The sequence below is a fragment of the Streptomyces sp. NPDC048288 genome (genome assembly GCF_043201555.1).
In the GTDB taxonomy this organism is placed as follows: Bacteria; Actinomycetota; Actinomycetes; order Streptomycetales; family Streptomycetaceae; genus Streptomyces.
In genome coordinates this window covers 528,450-544,762 of record NZ_JBICZD010000001.1, presented here as the reverse complement: position 1 = coordinate 544,762, position 16,313 = coordinate 528,450, and the positions used below count along the sequence as shown (strand labels likewise).

Sequence of the window (16,313 nt, the reverse complement as noted above, 5' to 3'; positions counted from 1 at the left end):
AGGAGGGGATCGTGGCCGAACTGCGCCTGGGGCCGCTGCTGAGGTACACCGACGGCTCGTCGGCGACCGTCTGGGTCGAGGCGAGCCGTCCGTGCACCGCCGAGGTGCGCTGCCCGGACGGTGCCGGCGGCACCGCGCGCACCTTCCAGGTGGCGGGCCACCACTACGCCCTCGTCCCGGTCACCGGACTGACCCCGGGCACCTCACCGCCGTACGAGGTGATCCTGGACGGCACCCGGGTGTGGCCGCTGCCCGACTCCCGGTTCCCGCCCTCGGTGATCCGCGTCCCGGCGGAGGGCGACCGCCTCGACGTGGTCTTCGGCTCCTGCCGCTGGGCCGCGCCCCCGGCCGACGGCCACGACCCGGTCGGCCCCGACGCCCTCGACAGCCTCGCCGCGCGCCTCGCCGCCGGCGGTGAACGGCCCGACGTGCTGCTGCTGTTGGGCGACCAGGTGTACGCCGACGAGACCTCGGAGGCGACCCGCCGCTGGCTGGCCGCCCGCCGCGGCCTCGCGGACCCGCCCGGCGCCGAGGTCGCGGACTACGAGGAGTACACCCGCCTCTACTACGAGTCCTGGCTCGACCCCGAGGTGCGCTGGCTGCTCTCCACGGTGCCCAGCTGCATGATCTTCGACGACCACGACGTGATCGACGACTGGAACACCTCCGCCGCCTGGCTCGCCGACATGCGGACCACCCCGTGGTGGCAGGAGCGGCTGCTGAGCGGGCTGATGTCGTACTGGGTGCACCAGCACCTCGGCAACCTCTCCCCGGCCGAGCTGGCCGCCGACCCGCTGTACGCCGCCGTGCTCGACTCCCCCGACGGCACCGACGCGTTGCGCGCCTTCGCCGCCAAGGCGGACGCCGACCCCGCCTCGGTGCGCTGGAGCTACCGGCGGGACTTCGGGCGGGTGCGGCTGCTGATGGTGGACACCCGGGCGGCCCGGGTGCTGGACGAGCGGAACCGTTCCATGCTCGACCCCGGCGAGGCCGAGTGGCTGCGCGAACAGGCGCTGGCCGACCGGGAGTCGTACGACCATCTCCTGGTCGGCACCTCCTTGCCCTGGCTGCTGCCGCACCTCATCCACGACGTCGAGACCTGGGACGCGGCGCTGTGCCGGGGTGAACGGGGCGCCCGCTGGGCGGAGTTCGGGGAGCGGCTGCGCCGGGCGGCGGACCTGGAGCACTGGGCGGCCTTCCCGGCGTCCTTCGCGGAACTGGCCGACCTGTTCGCCCGCACCGGTTCCGGCCCGGAGGCGCCCGCGACCATCTGCGTGCTCTCCGGGGACGTCCACCACGCGTACATCGCCGAACCCTCGTGGCCCGCCGGGGCCCCGCTCGACTCCCGTGTGCTGCAACTCACGTGCTCCCCCGTGCACAACTCCGTGCCGGCGACGATACGGGCCGGTTTCCGGTTCGGCTGGAGCGCCCTGGCCCGGTTCCTCGGGCGCCGGTTCGCCCGGCACGGGGGCTGTGCGCGACCGCCGGTGACATGGCGGAAGAGGGGCGGGCCGTGGTTCGGCAACCAGCTCATGACGCTGACGCTGCACGGCCGTTCGGCCCGGCTGCGGCTGGAGCGGGCCCGTCGCGACGGCGGCCTGGAGACCGTGGAGGAGTCCGCCCTCACCACCTCATGAGGGACAACTGCGGCGTGTGGGGCGCGCGTTGGCTTCTGTTAACCGCAACGGCATGATGAGGCGGACCGTCCGCTTCCGATGTTCGCGGATGTCCCGCGGTCATCGGTGCGGGGACGGTCTTCCTGCCCTGCGCACCCACAGCCCGGGAGTCACGTCCTTGTCCTCCTCGCCCCAGGAATCCGTGCCGGTCTCCGTCGCCCTGGTCGGCGCCGGCCCGCGCGGCACCAGCGTCCTGGAACGCCTCTGCGCCTCCGCCCCCGAGCTGCTGCCCCCGGGGCGGCACCTCACGGTCCATGTGATCGACCCCGCGCCGCCCGGCCCGGGCCGGGTCTGGCGGACGGCGCAGTCGGCGGAGCTGCTGATGAACACCGTGGCGAGCCAGGTCACCCTGTTCACCGACGACAGCGTGGACTGCTCGGGCCCGATCCGGCCCGGCCCCAGCCTGCACGCGTGGGCGGCCGGCGAGCTGGGCCCCGACGACTACCCGACCCGCGCCCACTACGGCCGCTACCTGGAGTGGGTGTTCACGAGCACGGCGGCCCGGGCACCGCGGACGGTCCGGATACGGACCCATCGCGGCCTGGCCGTACACCTCGGCGACGACCCCGACGGCCGCCAGACGCTCACCCTCGACGACGGCCGCACCCTGCCCGGCCTGGCGGCGGTGGTCCTTGCCCAGGGCCACCTCCCGGCGACCGCGTCCCCCGAGGAACGCCTCCTGTCCGCCCACGCCGCCCGGCACGGCCTGCGTCACCTCCCGCCCGCCAACCCGGCCGACGTAGACCTCACCCCGATCGCGCCCGGCGAACCGGTGCTGCTGCGCGGCCTCGGCCTCAACTTCTTCGACCACCTGGCCCTGCTGACCACCGGCCGGGGCGGCCGTTTCGCCCGCACCCCCGGCGGCGGCCTGCGCTACACCCCCTCCGGCCGCGAGCCCCGGCTGTACGCGGGCTCCCGGCGGGGCGTCCCGTACCAGGCGCGCGGCGACAACGCCAAGGGCCCGTACGGCCGTCACACCCCGCTCCTGCTCACCCCCGAGGCGATCGCGGGCTTCCGCAAACGCGCGGACTCCGGCGAGGCGCCCGACTTCCTCGCGGAGGTCTGGCCGCTGGTCGCGAAGGAGGTGGAGACGGTGTACTACACCGCCCTGACCGGCGACCCGGAGTTCCCCGAGCGCTTCCTCGCCGCCGACGGCCGGGGCGCGGAGGCGGCCGTACTCGACGCGGCCGGCGTCCCGGAGGCCGTCCGCTGGTCCTGGGAGCGCCTCCAGCGCCCTTACGGGGAGCGGGGGTTCACGGATCCCGCGCAGTGGCGCGGCTGGCTCCTCGGCCATCTGCGCGAGGACGCGGCGCAGGCCGCCCTCGGCAATGTGCGCGGCCCGCTGAAGGCCGCCCTGGACGTGCTGCGGGACCTGCGCAACGAGATACGGCTGGTCGTCGACCACGGCGGCCTGACCGGCCCCTCCCGCCGCACCCACCTGGACGGCTGGTACACCCCGCTCAACGCGTTCCTGTCCATCGGCCCGCCCCGCCGCCGTATCGAGGAACTGACCGCGCTGCTGGAGGCGGGCGTGGTGGAGGTGCTGGGCCCGGGCCTGGAGGTCGGCCGGGAGGACGGCGCCTGGGTCGCGCGCTCGGCCGAGGTGCCCGGCTCGGCGGTCCGGGTGACCACGCTCATCGAGGCCCGCCTCCCGGAGCCCGACCTGCGCCGCACGGCGGACGAACTGCTGGCCGCGCTGGTGCGCGAGGGCGCCTGCCGCCCGCACACGGTCGACGGCCACGAGACCGGCGGCCTGGACGTGACGGCACGCCCCTACCACCTGGTCGACCGCCAGGGCCTGCCGCACCCCCGGCGGCTGGCCTTCGGCGTCCCCACCGAGGGGGTGCACTGGGTGACCGCGGCCGGGGCCCGTCCGGGCGTGGACTCGGTGACGCTGTCGGACGCCGACGCGATCGCCCGGGCGGTGCTGCGTACGGCCGCGGCGGAGGCGGGGACGCCGACGGGCAGGGGCGGCCGTGACACGCCGGTGTCCGTATAACCCTTTGCCGAACTCAAGTGCCCCCCGTGACACTCCTGTCACACCCCCGGCGTACGCTGTATGGCTGTCGTCGGGGGGCGCAACAGGACAATCACGGGGGAACCGTCGTGTGGGAAAGTATGGGGTCGCTGGAGGCCGGGCCCTGGATCTACGCCATGGTGGCGCTCTCCGTGCTGCTTGATGTGTTCCTGCCGGTCCTGCCCAGCGGGGTCCTGGTCATCACCGCGGCGACGGCAGCGGCGGCGGGCACCGGCGCCTCGGCCGGGAAGGTCCCGCACGTCGTACCCGACATCCTGGCGCTGACCTTCTGCGCGGCCACCGCGTCGGTCCTCGGCGACCTGGTCGCCTACCGGCTGGCCCGGCGCGGCGGGGCCCGCCTGGACCGCGCGATCGCCCGTTCCCGGCGGCTGAGCAAGGCGCAGGAACGTCTCGGCGACGCCCTGGCCCGGGGCGGTGGCGCCCTGGTCGTGCTGGCCCGCTTCGCCCCGGCCGGCCGCTCGCTCGTCTCCCTCGGCGCCGGCGCCACCCACCGCAGCGTCCGCGACTTCCTCCCCTGGTCCGCCCTGGCGGGCCTGACCTGGGCGGTCTACAGCGTCGCCCTCGGCTACCTGGGCGCGCAGTGGCTGGGCGCGACCTGGGTGGCGACCGCGGTGTCGGTCGCCGCGCTGTTCGCGGCGGGCGCCGGCGCGGGCTACCTGATGCGAAGACGCCGTCCGGCCTAGGCCGCGCCCTCGCCCGCGGCGCCCCGCACCGCCTGTCCCCGCACCTCCAGCCCGTCCAGCAGCTCGGCGGTGGCCTCGGCGACCGCCGCCACCGCCCGCTCGAACACCTCCCGGTTGTGCGCGGCCGGCGCCCGGAACCCGGACACCTTCCGTACGTACTGCAACGCGGCGGCACGGATCTCCTCCTCCGTGGCCTCCTCGGGCAGCTGGGGCGGACGCAGGGTCTTGATACTCCGGCACATGTCCCCAGTCTCCCGCAGCCCCCCTGCCTCCTGCGAGGATCTTCCCGAGGCGGCCACCGCTCCCGGGGCCGACCGACGAGAGGACAACTCCATGACGCACGAGTCGAACTCACCGCACCCGCCGCGGACCCCGCGCACACCGGGCCCCCGGCTCACCGTCGCCGTCCTGGGCCCCGGCGGCGTCGGCGGCCTGCTCGCCGCCCTGCTCTCCCGCGCCGGCCACCGCGTCCTGTGCCTGTCCGGCGAGGAGACGGCGCACACCCTGCGCACCGGCGGAATCCAGGTCCGCAGCACCGCGTACGGCGACTTCACGGCCCCCGTCGAGGCCGGCACGACCCTCCGGGAACCGGTCGACGCCTGCCTGATCACCGTCAAGGCCACCGCCCTGGACGCGGCGCTCACCCGGATCCCGCCCGCGGCCCTCGGCGGCGCCCTGCTGGTGCCGTTCCTGAACGGCGTCGAACACCCCGCGCTGCTGCGCGCCCGCTACGCCGAGGACCGGGTGGCGCCGTCCGTGATCCGCGTCGAGTCGACCCGGGTGGCCCCGGGTCTGGTCGAACACACCAGCCCCTTCGCGGAGATCGACCTGACCGGCGCCAAGGTCCCCCGCCCCCGTCTGGACTCCCTCGCCGAGGCCCTCACCGCCGCCGGCCCCGCCACCCGTGTCCTGGAGGACGAGACCACGGCCCTCTGGGCGAAGATGTCCTTCCTCGCCCCCCTCGCCCTCCTCACCACCCGCTACGCCCTCCCCCTCGGCGAGGCCCGCACCCGGCACCGCGAGGAACTGGCCTCGCTCCTCGCCGAGACCGCCGCGGTCAGCCGCGCCTGCGGCGCCCCCGTCGACCCGGCCCAGGCCCTGGCCCGCTACGACGCCTTCCCGCCCGCCATGAAGTCCTCGATGCAGCGCGACGCCGAGGCCGGCCGCCCGCTCGAACTCGACGCGATCGGCAGCGCCCTGCTGCGCGCGGCGGACCGGCACGGCGTCCCCGTGCCGGTGACGGCCCGGATCGTACGGGAGTTGCGCGCGGCCGCCCGTTAGGCGGTGTGCCGCCCGGGGGTCCGGGCCGCGGCGAGGAAGGCGGCCATCTTCTCGCGGCTCTTGACCCCCGGCGCGGTCTCGACGCTGCTGGAGACGTCCACGCCGTAGGGGCCGAACTCCTCGATCACCGAAGCCACGTTGTGCTCGTCGAGGCCGCCGGCGATCACCACCCGCCCGGGCAGCTCCCGGACCCAGTCGGGGATGTCCGCGAACACACCGCTGCCCGCGCTGGCGTCGTAGAAGAAGTACTGCAGGGCCTCCGGCTTCTCGGGCGGGCTGCCGGAGGCGAGGGCGAGGTTCGGGATGTCGGCCGTCTCGTAGATCTGGACGGTGTCGACGTGCTCGGCGACCCCGGCCGTCTCGGCGTGGGTCAGGGCCACGGCGAAGACCGGGATCCGCCCCCGGGCGTACCCGGCGAGCTGCACGGCGCGCTCGGGCGGGCAGTACCGCTTGCTCTTCGGGGTCACGACGATCCCGATCGCGTCGTACCCCAACTCCACCGCCCAGTCGATCTGCTGCTCCTGGGTGAGCCCGCACACCTTCACGAACGTCGGCTGCTGCCCGCTCATCCTTCTCCTTCTTCCGTTCTCCCGCGTCGCGGGCTCAGGGCGCGTACCCACGCAGCAGGAACGCGACCGTGTCGTCCAGGCTCTGTTCGATCCGCTCCGGGGGCAGCGCGCCGGTGGTGGCGAGGGTGCCGAGGCCCTGCAACGCGGCCATCAGCGGCAGGGCGACGCGCTCCACGGGCCCCTCGCGGACCTCGCCCCGGCGCTGCCCGTGCTCGATCAGCCCCGAGGCCACGGCGGACAACCGCCGGGTGGCCGCGGTCAGTTCGCCGGAGGCGTCGGCGTCGTACTTCGTCGTGTACATCAGGTCCAGCAGGGCCGCGTTGCCGGCGGTGAAGGCGAGGTAGCCGCGGGCGAGCGCGGCGAGCCGGTCCGCGAACGCCTCGCCGGCCCGCTCCACCGCCCCCGTCAGCACGGCCGTGAGCCGGTCGAACCCCTCCAGCGCCAGCGCGTCCAGCAGCGCCTGCTTGTTCCGGAAGTGCCGGCTCGGCGCCCCCGGGCTGACCCCGGCCTCACGGGCCAGCTCCCGCAGCGACAGCGCCCCCGGCCCCTTCTCGCGCAGCCCCTGCTCGGCATGGCTCAGCAGCGCGGCACGGAGGTCTCCGTGGTGGTAGGGGCGGGTCTTCATGCGGATCACCCTACCTCTATGTGATCGATACCTACATTGTAATCATTGACTACATTGTATTCACTGAATACATTGACGCCATGACCAAGCCTTCACACACCACCGCCCTCCCCGCCCTCCTCGACCTCCCCGACCTGACCGGCCGCACCGCCGTGGTCACCGGCGCCAACAGCGGCCTCGGCCTCGCCACCGTCGACGGCCTGGCCCGCGCCGGCGCCCATGTCGTCCTCGCCGTACGGGACACCGACCGCGGCGAGGACGCCGCCCGCACCGTCACGGACGCCCGCGGCACCCTGGAGGTGCGCCGGCTGGACCTGGCCGACCTCGCCTCCGTCCGCCGGTTCGCCGAGGACTGGCACGGGGACCTGGACCTGCTCATCAACAACGCGGGCATCATGAACGTCCCCGAGTCCCGCACCAAGGACGGCTTCGAGACCCAGTTCGGCACCAACCACCTGGGCCACTTCGCCCTGACGAACCTGCTGCTGCCGTACCTCACCGACCGCGTGGTGACCGTCGCCTCCAACGGCCACAAGGTCCCCGGCACCCGGATCCGCTTCGACAACCTGGACCTGGCCGGCGAGTACACCCCGGTCCGCGCCTACGCCCAGTCCAAGCTGGCCAACCTCCTCTTCACCCTGGAGCTGCAGCGCCGCCTCACCGCCGCCGGCTCCCCCGTCCGCGCCCTGGCCGCACATCCCGGCCACGCCACCACCGGCCTCCAGCGCCACGACCGCAGCCCCGGCCGCCGCGTCCTCATGCGGGCGATGAACCGCCTCGTCGGCCAGGACGGCACGGCGGGCGCCGCCAAGACCCTGTACGCCGCGACCCGGGACCTCCCCGGCGGCTCCTACGTCGGCCCCGACGGCCTCGGCGAACAGCGCGGCGCCCCCACCCTCGTCGGCCGCTCCGCGGCGGCGGGCGACCCCGACACCGCCCGCCGCCTCTGGACGGTCTCCGAGGAACTGACCGGCACACCCTTCCCCGAACGACTCCGCACACCCAGCCCCCACGCCTGACCCCCCACCGCCACCACCGGCGTCACGACCGCCGCGCCACCCCGGCGACGGGGCGTATTCGGGGGATCAGCGCCGGGACACGGGCGCGGTAGGCGTCGTACGAGGCCCCGAACAGCCCGGCCATCAGCCCGTCCTCGATCCGGACCCGGCGCAGCAGCCACGGCACGGCGACCGCCAGGACGGCCGTCCAGACACCGAAGCCGCAGGCCAGCATGGCGCCGACGACCAGCCCGAGCAGCCCGGTGTAGATGGGGTGACGGACCAGCCGGTACGGCCCGTCCGTGCGCAGCTCGTGGTGCTCCTGGACCGTCGGAACACTCGCCCACATCGTGCCCAGCACCCACCGGGCCCACAGCAGCAGCCCGGTGGAGGCGACGGCGATCAACGCCCCCAGCAGCGCCAGCTCCGGCTGCCAGTACCGCAGCTGCCGCCAGAACCCCCCGGAACGCCCGACCGCCCACGAGAACACCCACGCACCCGCCACCAGCAGCACCCGCCGCGGCAGCGTGCGACGCAGCCCCCGCACCCAGCCGCGCACACCGGCCCGGCTCTTCACACCGAAGTAGACGGCCCCCGCGATCCAGGCCACGACGAAGACCAGCACGCAGACATAGGCGACAGCGACCAGCGCCGAGTGAAGTGAACCCATGCCCCAAGGCTCCCCCGACCACCCAACCGGTCACCAGCACCCACGGGTCGATGGAGAACCCTCCACCCACAGATGGAGACCCCCGACGACCGGCGCCCCCGAGCCTCGAACACATGAACCCCACGAACAAGCTCGCCACCCAAATTCGAACAGGCGTACCATTGCCGCGTGGCTGCGACCTATGACTTTCCGAGTGACCTCCTCGCCGGTCAGGAGGAGCTGCATCAGGTCCGGGCCGAGTTGTCGGCCCTGCTGAAGCGGCTCCCCTGGTCGGTCGAGCCGCTGGACGGATTCAGCGACAAGGGCGGCTGGCGCAAGGTGGAGCGCCCCGCCTCCCCGGGCTGGACCGACGACCAACAGGCGGAGGTGGAGAAGCTGCGCCGCCGCGAGCACGAACTCGCCGTGTTCGTCAGCGGCCACCGCTTCTGGGCGGACGTCACGGCACCGGACCGCATGGACGCCCGAAGCCGCCTCAAGCACGCGCACAAGGAGGACTGACAACACGAGAAGACCCCGGCCGCAACAGCCGGGGTCTTCTTGTCGTCTTCCTGACGTGGGCGCGGACGGTTTCGAACCGCCGACATGCTGCTTGTAAGGCAGCCGCTCTACCCCTGAGCTACGCACCCGGGACGAGTCGACAGCCTACATTGCCCGAGGCACTGCCCCGCAAACACGTATCCGGGCTGTTCTGTTCTCACAAACCGCGAACTGACCGGCCCGTGTGTTCGTCTTCCCCGGGTGGGACAATGTCATCACCGCCAGAACACTGGGCGCACCGCGGCACGGGAGAGGGAAGTGACGGCGACATCGGCGACACCCGGGCAGTCGTATTCACCTCCCCCACGCTCCAGGCTGCTCCGGGACTCCCTCACCCTGGTCGCCCTGCCGCTGCTGGCCGTCCTCGTGGTCCCCGGTGCGTTCGCGGGTGGGGGGACGCGGCGGTGGTTCGGGGGGCGGGCCGAGGGGCAGCGGGTGGAGGCGCAGGCGGCGAAGGACGCGGCGGCGGCCGCGTTCTACGAGCTGGACAGCGCCCAGCGGGATCTGCGGATCTCCATAGAGACCATCTCCGCGGTCGACGACTCGCCGGCGGCCCGTCGGGCCGTGGCCGACTTCGGGGCGCTGGGGCAGCGGATCGACGAGGTCAGCAATCGGTACATCCAGGCGATCGACGCCTATGACCTGGACCGGGACGACCTGGAGGCGTCGACGGCGTCCCGGGCGCGCGGGGAGCTGAACCGGGCCAAGGACGAGCTGGTCGGGGTCAAGCGGGAGCTGGACCGGTTCGGGGAGTCGCTGGGGCCGCTGCTCGGCAAGGCCGAGACGCAGCTGGCGCGGCTGGCGCCGGCCGTGGAGCGGGCCCGGCAGGCGCTGCTGGCGGCGAGCAACGCGCTGGACGCCGTGCGGGAGACCCGGCTCCGGGCCGATGACCTGGCGGCCCGGCTGGCGGCGCTGTCACCGGAGCTGACGAAGCTGAACCAGGGGGCCGGACAACACGGTGTGCAGGCGACGCTGGAGCGGGCCGGGCGGGTGCAGCGGGAGGCCGAGGCGATCCGGGTCGAGGCGGAGCGGCTGCCGGAGCGGGCCGCCGAGATCGATCACCGGCTGGTGAGTCTGCGGACCCGGGCGCAGGCGTTGACGACCCGGGCCGGGCAGGTCGATCCGGTGCTGAGCGAGCTGCGGCGGCGGTTCTCGGCGGCCTGCTGGCAGGATCTGCAGCAGGTGCCCCGGCAGGCCGTGGAGAACGTCCGGCAGGCCGAGCTGAAGCTGACGGAGGCGCAGGCCGCGCGGGACGCGCAGAAGTGGGCGGACGCCACGTCGCTGCTGTCCACCGTGCGGGCGCTGCTCAACAGTACGGACGAGGCGGTGTCCGCGGCCGGTGACCGGCTGGGGCGGCTGAACGCCGTACAGAAGGATCCGCAGGCGGAGATCGATCGCACCAGGTTCGCGATCCGGGACGCGCAGCGGCTGGCGATGGCCGGGCGGACCAGTCCCGATCCGCGGCACGCGCGGCCGCTGGACGACGCGGTGGCGCGGCTGGACCGGGCGGTCGGGACGCTGGAGGGGCGCCACCCCGACTACTGGCATTTCCTGACGGAGACGGAAGCGGTGCGGCAGGGCGTGGCGCGGGTGGTCGGGCAGATCCGGGAGGACCGGGGCACCGGGCATCCGTGAGCCGTTGCCGAGCGGTCGGCGCGGGCGGATATTGGGTAGGCGACCCGCACTCGACAGCAGGAGGCGGACATGGCCTCACACGTGACGCACCCGGGGACGCGGCGGCGGAAGATCGATTTTGACGAGGCGTTGCCCGTCGATCACCGTCTGAACCGGGTCTACCGGATCGGGGCGGGCCTGATGGGCCTGTTCCTGCTGGCCTTCGGGATCCTCGGGCTCACCGACAACATCGGTTTCTTCGACACGGGCGGGAACACCGCGATCGGCCTGAACACCAACGGTTCGCTGAGCGTGCTGTCGATCTGTGTCGGGCTGCTGCTGTTCGTCGGGATGGTGATCGGCGGGAACTTCGCGTCGACGCTGAACATGGTCCTGGGGGTGCTGTTCATCCTGAACGGCTTCCTGTTCCTGGGCCTGCTCGGCACGGACTCGAACTTCCTGGCGTTCAGGATCCAGAACGTGCTGTTCAGTTTTGTGGTGGGGCTGGTGCTGATGGTGTTCGGGATGTACGGCAGGGTCAGTACGAACCTGCCGCACGACAACCCGTACTGGCGGGCCCGCCACCCCGAGGCGGAGCAGCGGGCCGAGATCACCGGTGATCAGGTGCGGTAGGCGTAGTAGTACGCGTTCGGGTACGACGCGATGAGGCTCGCCAGCGACCTGCGGTAGGTGTTGTTGGAGTGGTACGTGACGTACGGGACGCCGTTGCTCTTGTACGTCACGATCATCGTGTGGTCCTTCGAGCCGTCCCGGTCGAAGTCGACCTGGATGACGTCGCCGACCTCGGCCTGGTAGACGTTGGCGAGCGGGGTGGTCCGCTTGGAGTTCTGGGCGAACCAGGACCACTCGTTGACGCCGACGAACGAGTCCGACTGGATGTCGGCGTTGCCGAACCACTTGGTGTAGTCGTAGACGTAGCCCGGGACGTGCTTCCAGCCGCCGGCCTTCAGGGACTGGCTGACGAAGTTGGTGCAGTCGCCGCCCGCTCCGTGGCCGTTGAAGTCCGGGTAGTCCGTGTTGTAGTTGTTCCAGTACTTCTCGGCGTAGGTGGCCATCGCCTTGTAGTCGTACGTGCCGCCGGTCAGCGTCTTCGGTACGGCCACCGGGTTGCGGGTGGTGGCGGCGCGCGGGGCGTCCGGCGTGGTGTTGCCGTCGTCGCCGGTGGCGGGCGCCTTGACCGCGGGCTTGGACAGGGTGTTGACGGCGAGGCCGCCGTCGTCCGTGTCCTTGATGGTGGTCAGCTGCCAGGTGCCCCGCTGGTCGGCCTTGAAGGTCAGCTCGTGGTGGGCCTGGAAGCCGGTGGTCTTCGGCTCGCTGCCGGTGGCCTTCGCGTAGGTCAGCGTCGTGGTCTCGGTGACGTCGGCCTTGGCGGTGCGGCCGGTGACCCGGGTCGCGTCGAGCGTGACCTTGGTGCTGGCGGTGCTGTACGTCTCGCCGGCCTTGGCGATGCGGCTCTGGCGGCCGCGCAGCTGGGTCAGCGCGGAGTCCTCGTCGCGCGACTGCGTGCTGGAGAGCCGGACGTCGCCGGAGAAGCGGGACGTCTGCTGCTTCTTCGAAGCCCCCTGGACCAGAGCCTGGGTGCGGTCGGTGAAGACCGCGTCGGCCAGCTTCTGGAAGGTCGCCTTGGTCGCGGCGTCCACGGTCGGGTCGTCGACGACGGCCGCTCCCGCACTCCAGTTGGGCACGAGGGCGACGCCGGCGACGACCGAGGCAGCCGCCGCCGTGACTATGGCCGTACGGCTCCGCTTACGGCTCAGTTTTCTGGATTTCAATGGTGTTCCCCTCTACGCCGGTACACCTACCGGGCGACGGCATCTTCGCACGACGTGTGTGACTCCTGTGAAGGGGGTTGCAGAACTGGAATCAGCCCTCCGCGCGCCTCACTTGACGATCGAGGACCAGTCCGCCGGGGCCTGTGCCGGGTCCAGGGAGCGCAGCCGGGCCAGGGTCTCCGGGTCCTGGGCGTCGAGCCAGTCGGAGAGCTCCTTGAAGGACACGCACTTGACGCCCTTCTTGGTGCATATCTTCGGGACGACCTGGTCGATGGCCTTCATGTAGATGCCGCCGTTCCAGTTCTCGAAGTGGTTGCCGATGAACAGCGGGGCGCGGCTGCCGTAGTAGACGCGGTTGAAGCCGTTCATGTAGGCGTCGACGGTCTGCTGTTCCCAGGTGGCGTACTGGGAGGGGTCGCCGTCGGTCTCGCCGTTGGACTGGTTGTAGAGGAAGTTGAAGTCCATCGAGAGTGACTGGATCTTGTCGCCGTACGGCACCATCTGCAGCGGGAAGTTCCAGAGGCCGTCCTTCTTGGAGGGCCATATCTGGAGGTCGCCGGGGGAGCTGGCGTCGTACTTCCAGTTGTAGCCGTACTTCTGGAGGGCCTTGAGCAGGTTGGGCTGGCCCTCCAGGCAGGGGGCGCGGCCGCCGACGACCTCCTGCTTGAAGTCGAAGGGCAGGGCGGGTATGTCCTTGAAGCCGGTGTTGGTCTTCCAGTTCTCGGTGAACTCGAAGAACTGGTCGATCTCGCTCTTCCACTGGGCGACGCTCCATTCGCCGCCGCCCTTGGCCTCGCAGAAGTGGCCGTTGAAGTGGGTGCCGATCTCGTTGCCCTGGTTGTACGCCTCGCGGAGCTGCTCCAGGGTGGTGCGTATGTGCGCGTCGGTGGCGTAGTCGATGGCGGCGTCGCCGGGCTGGTGCATGGGGCCGGTGTAGAGGGTCTTCTTGCTCTTGGGCAGCAGGTAGATGCCGGTGAGGAAGAAGGTCATGTGGGCGTTGTACTCCTTGGCCATCTCCCGGTAGTGCGAGAAGAGTTCGTCGTCGCCCTGGAGCGCGCCGTCCCAGGAGAAGACGACGAACTGGGGCGGCTTCTCCCCCGGCTTGAGCTTCTCGGGCTTCAGCTGGTCCTTCTGCGGTCCGGTGTAGGAGGTGGAGCCGTCGCCGAGGATCTTGGTCTTGCCGTCCCACTTGGGCGAGGCCGACGCCGAGGGGCTGGCCTTCTTGGTGCCGGAGGCGGTGGGGGCGGTGTCGTCCTGCTTGGTCAGCACCAGGTAGCCCGCGACGAGGGAGGCGACGACCAGGAAGGCGGCCAGGGTCAGGAACTCCGGGCGGGCTGGACGGCGGTCGCGGGCGGGCGCCTTGCGGCGTCGGCCGCCGGTTGTCGACTTCGTGCGGGGCTTCATGCGCGGCTCATTCTGCGGGTGGGTGGCGTGGGGAGCGTCGGGGCCTTGGTGGTCAGTCAAGGCCCATGGCCTGTGCCCAGACCGTGTACGGGACGTTGTCGGTGCCGGTTCCGGCCAGTCCCTTGAGCGGGAGCGGCTCCAGGGACTTGTTCAGGTCGATGCGGTAGACGACGACCGACGTCGTCACCTTCGAGACCGTGCCGGTGTACCAGGAGGCGGTGTCCTTGTCACTGGTGGCAAGGGTGTCACCCGCCTTTCCGGCCGCCGTGCTGGTGAGCGCGGTGGTCGGATGGGCCAGGCGGAACGATTCGGTGAGGGCCTGCTCGACGTCCTCGGCCACGTCGTCGCGGACCGCGCGGGTCGGCTGCGGGGTGTCCAGGGCGACCCGGTGGCCATTGCGGGTGATCTTGGAGACGGAGTACGGCTCGGTGTGGGTGCCGCCGGCCGCGAACGTGGCGTAGCCGCCCGCCATACGGATCGCGCTGGGCGTGGAGCTGCCCATGGAGAGGGCGGGCACCTGGGCTCCGATGCTGTCGGAGAGCAGCCCGGAGGCGACCGCGGTGGAGCGCACCTTGTCGAGCCCGGTGTCCATGCCGAGCTGCATGAAGGGGGTGTTCACGGACTGGGCGAGGGCCTTGCCCAGGCTGATCTGCCCGTAGGACGTGCCGTTGTCGTTGTTCGCGAAGACCTTCTTGCCGCTGCGGTCCCAGTACGGCCCGTCCGGGGTGGTGACGGGGACCTTGTCGTCGCCGTCGTAGAGCGTCTCGGGGGTGACCTCGGTGGCGGATCCGCCGCGTTGCTTGTGGACGCCGTTCTGGAGGCCGGCGGCGTAGACGAAGGGCAGGAAGGAGGTGCCGGCCGGGACGGTGGTGGAGTTGGACTCGTTGTAGCCCTGTTTACGGTGGTCGGGTCCGCCGTACACGGCGACGATCCGTCCGTCGTCCGAGACCGAGGCGGCGCCGTAGTGGGCGGCCTCGGCCAGTTTGGAGTCGCTCTCCTTGGCCGCCTTGCGCGCCTTGGTGACGGCCTTGGTGAGCGTGTCCTCCTTCTTGCGGTCGAAGGTCGTGTAGATCTGGTAGCCGCCGAGGTCGAACTGTTTGTCCGAGATGTGGGCGGACTTCTTGGCGTACTGCTGGGCGAGTTCGACCAGGTAGTCGCTCTGGCTTCCGGTGTCGTAGACCTTGTTGGTCTCGATCGGCTCGGGGAACTTCTTGTACTTGGCCCGCTCGGTCGCCGACAGTTTGCCGATCTTGACCATCCGGTCCAGGATCCAGGACCAGCGTTCCACCGCCCGCTGGTGGTTGGCCTTGCTGAGCGTCGGGTCGTAGAGCCCGGCCCCCTTGAGCAGCGAGGCGAGCATGGCGGCCTCGCTGGCGTTCAGCTGGCCGACGTCCTTGCCGTAGTAGGCCTGGGCGGCGCGCTGGATGCCGTACGTCCCCCGGCCGAACCAGCTGGTGTTGAGATACCCCTCCAGGATCTGGTCCTTGCTCATCTTGTTGTCGAGCTTGAGGGAGATCATCGCTTCGGTGAATTTACGGCTTACGGTCTGGTTCTGTGTGAGATATACGTTCTTCACGTATTGCTGGGTAATGGTGGAACCGCCCTCGGTGTCCCCCTGGCCGACCGTGCGGTACAAGGCCCGGGCTATGCCTTTGACCGAGATGCCGGGGTCGGAGTAGAAGCTCTCGTTCTCGGCCGCGAGCACCGCCCAGCGCACGTCCACGGGTATGTCCTTGAGCGGCATGTCCTGCCGCTGCACCCAGCCGGTCCGGGCCATCGGCGTCCCGTCGGACCAGAAGTAGACGTTGTCCTGCTGGGTGGCGTACGTGTTGAGGTTGGACGGTATGTCCGTGGTCGCGTAGGCGACGACGAGGAACAGCCCGGTCAGGCCGATGCTCCCGAGGAAGCCTCCCAGCCACTGCCGCCAGGACGGCACCCAGCGCCGCCAGCCGGCCCGGCCGGGCCGCGGGTAGAGCGGGCGCAGCTTGCGCGCGTACGGCGCCAGGGGCGCGAGTCGGGGCCCCACGAGAGCCCGGATCCCCGCCCCCGCCGCCAGCACCCGTTCCCGGGGCGAGAGGCGGGCGCTGCGGCGCCGCTCGGCACGACCGCCGGAGGCCGCCGACTCCTCCTCCGGCTGCCGCTGTTCGGGCACCCTGATCTGCATCGTGACGTCCGCCCGCAGGGCGGCCACGTTCAGGTGCAGGGTCTCGTCATGGGTCGGCGGATCCGACTTCCCGCGCGGCGCGCCCTTGCTCGTACCCGCCTTCACGGCATCGGCCTTCACGGCGTCGGCCTTCTCGGCCCGCTGGGCGTGCAGCTCGTTCCACAGAGCCTCCGCCTTCTGCCGTGCGACCTCCTGCGCACGCTGAGCGTCGTCGCCCTTCTGCCACAGAGCATGCTCCGCGCGCAGGCCGTCGACCTTCAG

General features: G+C 71.7%; 15 protein-coding genes and 1 tRNA gene. 8 read left to right on the top strand and 8 right to left on the bottom strand.

The genetic code is table 11. The features are described 5' to 3' along the window. Positions 1-11 precede the first annotated feature (11 nt). The 3 genes from ACGFZS_RS02335 to ACGFZS_RS02325 all read left to right on the top strand — a co-directional run bounded on the left by ACGFZS_RS02335 (position 12) and on the right by ACGFZS_RS02325 (position 4,397). The gene (locus tag ACGFZS_RS02335; protein ID WP_393793535.1) at positions 12-1,637 is read left to right on the top strand and encodes an alkaline phosphatase D family protein; all 1,626 of its coding nucleotides are present in this window, start codon (positions 12-14) and stop codon (positions 1,635-1,637) included. Between the two features lie 157 nt (positions 1,638-1,794). Beyond that, positions 1,795-3,675: an FAD/NAD(P)-binding protein gene (locus tag ACGFZS_RS02330; protein WP_393793534.1), complete on the top strand. Its 1,881-nt coding sequence runs from the start codon at positions 1,795-1,797 to the stop codon at positions 3,673-3,675. 119 nt (positions 3,676-3,794) lie between these two features. Next, positions 3,795-4,397 carry a DedA family protein gene (locus tag ACGFZS_RS02325; protein ID WP_393794105.1) on the top strand — a complete coding sequence of 201 codons (603 nt, stop codon included), beginning with the start codon at positions 3,795-3,797 and terminating at the stop codon, positions 4,395-4,397. Here the strand turns inward: ACGFZS_RS02325 and ACGFZS_RS02320 are convergent. Further along, positions 4,394-4,639, bottom strand: a complete 246-nt coding sequence (locus tag ACGFZS_RS02320; protein ID WP_393793533.1) for a DUF2277 domain-containing protein — start codon at positions 4,637-4,639, stop codon at positions 4,394-4,396. The two genes, ACGFZS_RS02325 and ACGFZS_RS02320, sit on opposite strands and share 4 nt — an antisense overlap. Positions 4,640-4,730: 91 nt before the next feature. On the opposite strand from ACGFZS_RS02320, the gene ACGFZS_RS02315 reads away from it, so the two are divergent. Beyond that, positions 4,731-5,678, top strand: coding sequence for a ketopantoate reductase family protein (locus ACGFZS_RS02315; protein WP_393793532.1), 948 nt, complete (start codon positions 4,731-4,733; stop codon positions 5,676-5,678). Here the strand turns inward: ACGFZS_RS02315 and ACGFZS_RS02310 are convergent. Continuing rightward, positions 5,675-6,247, bottom strand: a complete 573-nt coding sequence (locus tag ACGFZS_RS02310; protein WP_393793531.1) for a hypothetical protein — start codon at positions 6,245-6,247, stop codon at positions 5,675-5,677. The two genes, ACGFZS_RS02315 and ACGFZS_RS02310, sit on opposite strands and share 4 nt — an antisense overlap. 34 nt (positions 6,248-6,281) lie before the next feature. Further along, on the bottom strand, positions 6,282-6,872 hold the full coding sequence (locus tag ACGFZS_RS02305; protein WP_393793530.1) for a TetR/AcrR family transcriptional regulator: 591 nt from the start codon (positions 6,870-6,872) through the stop codon (positions 6,282-6,284). 80 nt (positions 6,873-6,952) lie between these two features. Between ACGFZS_RS02305 and ACGFZS_RS02300 the strand changes: the two genes are divergently transcribed. Then, a complete protein-coding gene (locus ACGFZS_RS02300) occupies positions 6,953-7,891 on the top strand; it encodes an oxidoreductase (protein WP_393793529.1) in 939 nt (312 codons plus the stop codon). A 22-nt stretch (positions 7,892-7,913) separates the two neighbouring features. Here ACGFZS_RS02300 and ACGFZS_RS02295 read toward each other — a convergent pair whose 3' ends face one another. Beyond that, positions 7,914-8,540 carry a methyltransferase family protein gene (locus tag ACGFZS_RS02295; RefSeq protein ID WP_393793528.1) on the bottom strand — a complete coding sequence of 209 codons (627 nt, stop codon included), beginning with the start codon at positions 8,538-8,540 and terminating at the stop codon, positions 7,914-7,916. 168 nt (positions 8,541-8,708) lie between these two features. On the opposite strand from ACGFZS_RS02295, the gene ACGFZS_RS02290 reads away from it, so the two are divergent. Further along, positions 8,709-9,038 carry a hypothetical protein gene (locus tag ACGFZS_RS02290; protein ID WP_355710903.1) on the top strand — a complete coding sequence of 110 codons (330 nt, stop codon included), beginning with the start codon at positions 8,709-8,711 and terminating at the stop codon, positions 9,036-9,038. A gap of 56 nt (positions 9,039-9,094) precedes the next feature. Here ACGFZS_RS02290 and ACGFZS_RS02285 read toward each other — a convergent pair. Then, positions 9,095-9,166 (bottom strand) — tRNA-Val (locus ACGFZS_RS02285). Between the two features lie 169 nt (positions 9,167-9,335). On the opposite strand from ACGFZS_RS02285, the gene ACGFZS_RS02280 reads away from it, so the two are divergent. Both ACGFZS_RS02280 and ACGFZS_RS02275 read left to right on the top strand, forming a co-directional pair. Beyond that, positions 9,336-10,712: a hypothetical protein gene (locus tag ACGFZS_RS02280; protein WP_393793527.1), complete on the top strand. Its 1,377-nt coding sequence runs from the start codon at positions 9,336-9,338 to the stop codon at positions 10,710-10,712. Between the two features lie 69 nt (positions 10,713-10,781). After that, the gene (locus tag ACGFZS_RS02275) at positions 10,782-11,324 is read left to right on the top strand and encodes a DUF4383 domain-containing protein (RefSeq protein WP_365690305.1); all 543 of its coding nucleotides are present in this window, start codon (positions 10,782-10,784) and stop codon (positions 11,322-11,324) included. Here the strand turns inward: ACGFZS_RS02275 and ACGFZS_RS02270 are convergent. The 3 genes from ACGFZS_RS02270 to ACGFZS_RS02260 all read right to left on the bottom strand — a co-directional run bounded on the left by ACGFZS_RS02270 (position 11,312) and on the right by ACGFZS_RS02260 (position 16,052). After that, positions 11,312-12,484 (bottom strand): amidase domain-containing protein, encoded by a 1,173-nt coding sequence (locus ACGFZS_RS02270; protein ID WP_359208290.1) that lies wholly within the window; start codon positions 12,482-12,484, stop codon positions 11,312-11,314. The two genes, ACGFZS_RS02275 and ACGFZS_RS02270, sit on opposite strands and share 13 nt — an antisense overlap. Positions 12,485-12,592: 108 nt before the next feature. Continuing rightward, positions 12,593-13,888: a hypothetical protein gene (locus ACGFZS_RS02265; RefSeq protein WP_393793526.1), complete on the bottom strand. Its 1,296-nt coding sequence runs from the start codon at positions 13,886-13,888 to the stop codon at positions 12,593-12,595. Positions 13,889-13,940: 52 nt separating this feature from the next. Beyond that, complete coding sequence (locus ACGFZS_RS02260) at positions 13,941-16,052, bottom strand: transglycosylase domain-containing protein (RefSeq protein ID WP_393794104.1); 2,112 nt, start codon at positions 16,050-16,052, stop codon at positions 13,941-13,943. Positions 16,053-16,313: the final 261 nt, after the last annotated feature.

Bases quoted from the DNA above. Each gene is read 5' to 3' on its own strand.
- ACGFZS_RS02325 (WP_393794105.1), top strand. From the start codon at position 3,795: ATGGGGTCGCTGGAGGCCGGGCCCTGGATCTACGCCATGGTGGCGCTC.
- ACGFZS_RS02320 (WP_393793533.1), bottom strand. From the start codon at position 4,639: ATGTGCCGGAGTATCAAGACCCTGCGTCCGCCCCAGCTGCCCGAGGAG.
- ACGFZS_RS02315 (WP_393793532.1), top strand. From the start codon at position 4,731: ATGACGCACGAGTCGAACTCACCGCACCCGCCGCGGACCCCGCGCACA.
- ACGFZS_RS02310 (WP_393793531.1), bottom strand. From the start codon at position 6,247: ATGAGCGGGCAGCAGCCGACGTTCGTGAAGGTGTGCGGGCTCACCCAG.
- ACGFZS_RS02305 (WP_393793530.1), bottom strand. From the start codon at position 6,872: ATGAAGACCCGCCCCTACCACCACGGAGACCTCCGTGCCGCGCTGCTG.
- ACGFZS_RS02300 (WP_393793529.1), top strand. From the start codon at position 6,953: ATGACCAAGCCTTCACACACCACCGCCCTCCCCGCCCTCCTCGACCTC.
- ACGFZS_RS02295 (WP_393793528.1), bottom strand. From the start codon at position 8,540: ATGGGTTCACTTCACTCGGCGCTGGTCGCTGTCGCCTATGTCTGCGTG.
- ACGFZS_RS02275 (WP_365690305.1), top strand. From the start codon at position 10,782: ATGGCCTCACACGTGACGCACCCGGGGACGCGGCGGCGGAAGATCGAT.
- ACGFZS_RS02265 (WP_393793526.1), bottom strand. From the start codon at position 13,888: ATGAAGCCCCGCACGAAGTCGACAACCGGCGGCCGACGCCGCAAGGCG.
- ACGFZS_RS02260 (WP_393794104.1), bottom strand. From the start codon at position 16,052: ATGCAGATCAGGGTGCCCGAACAGCGGCAGCCGGAGGAGGAGTCGGCG.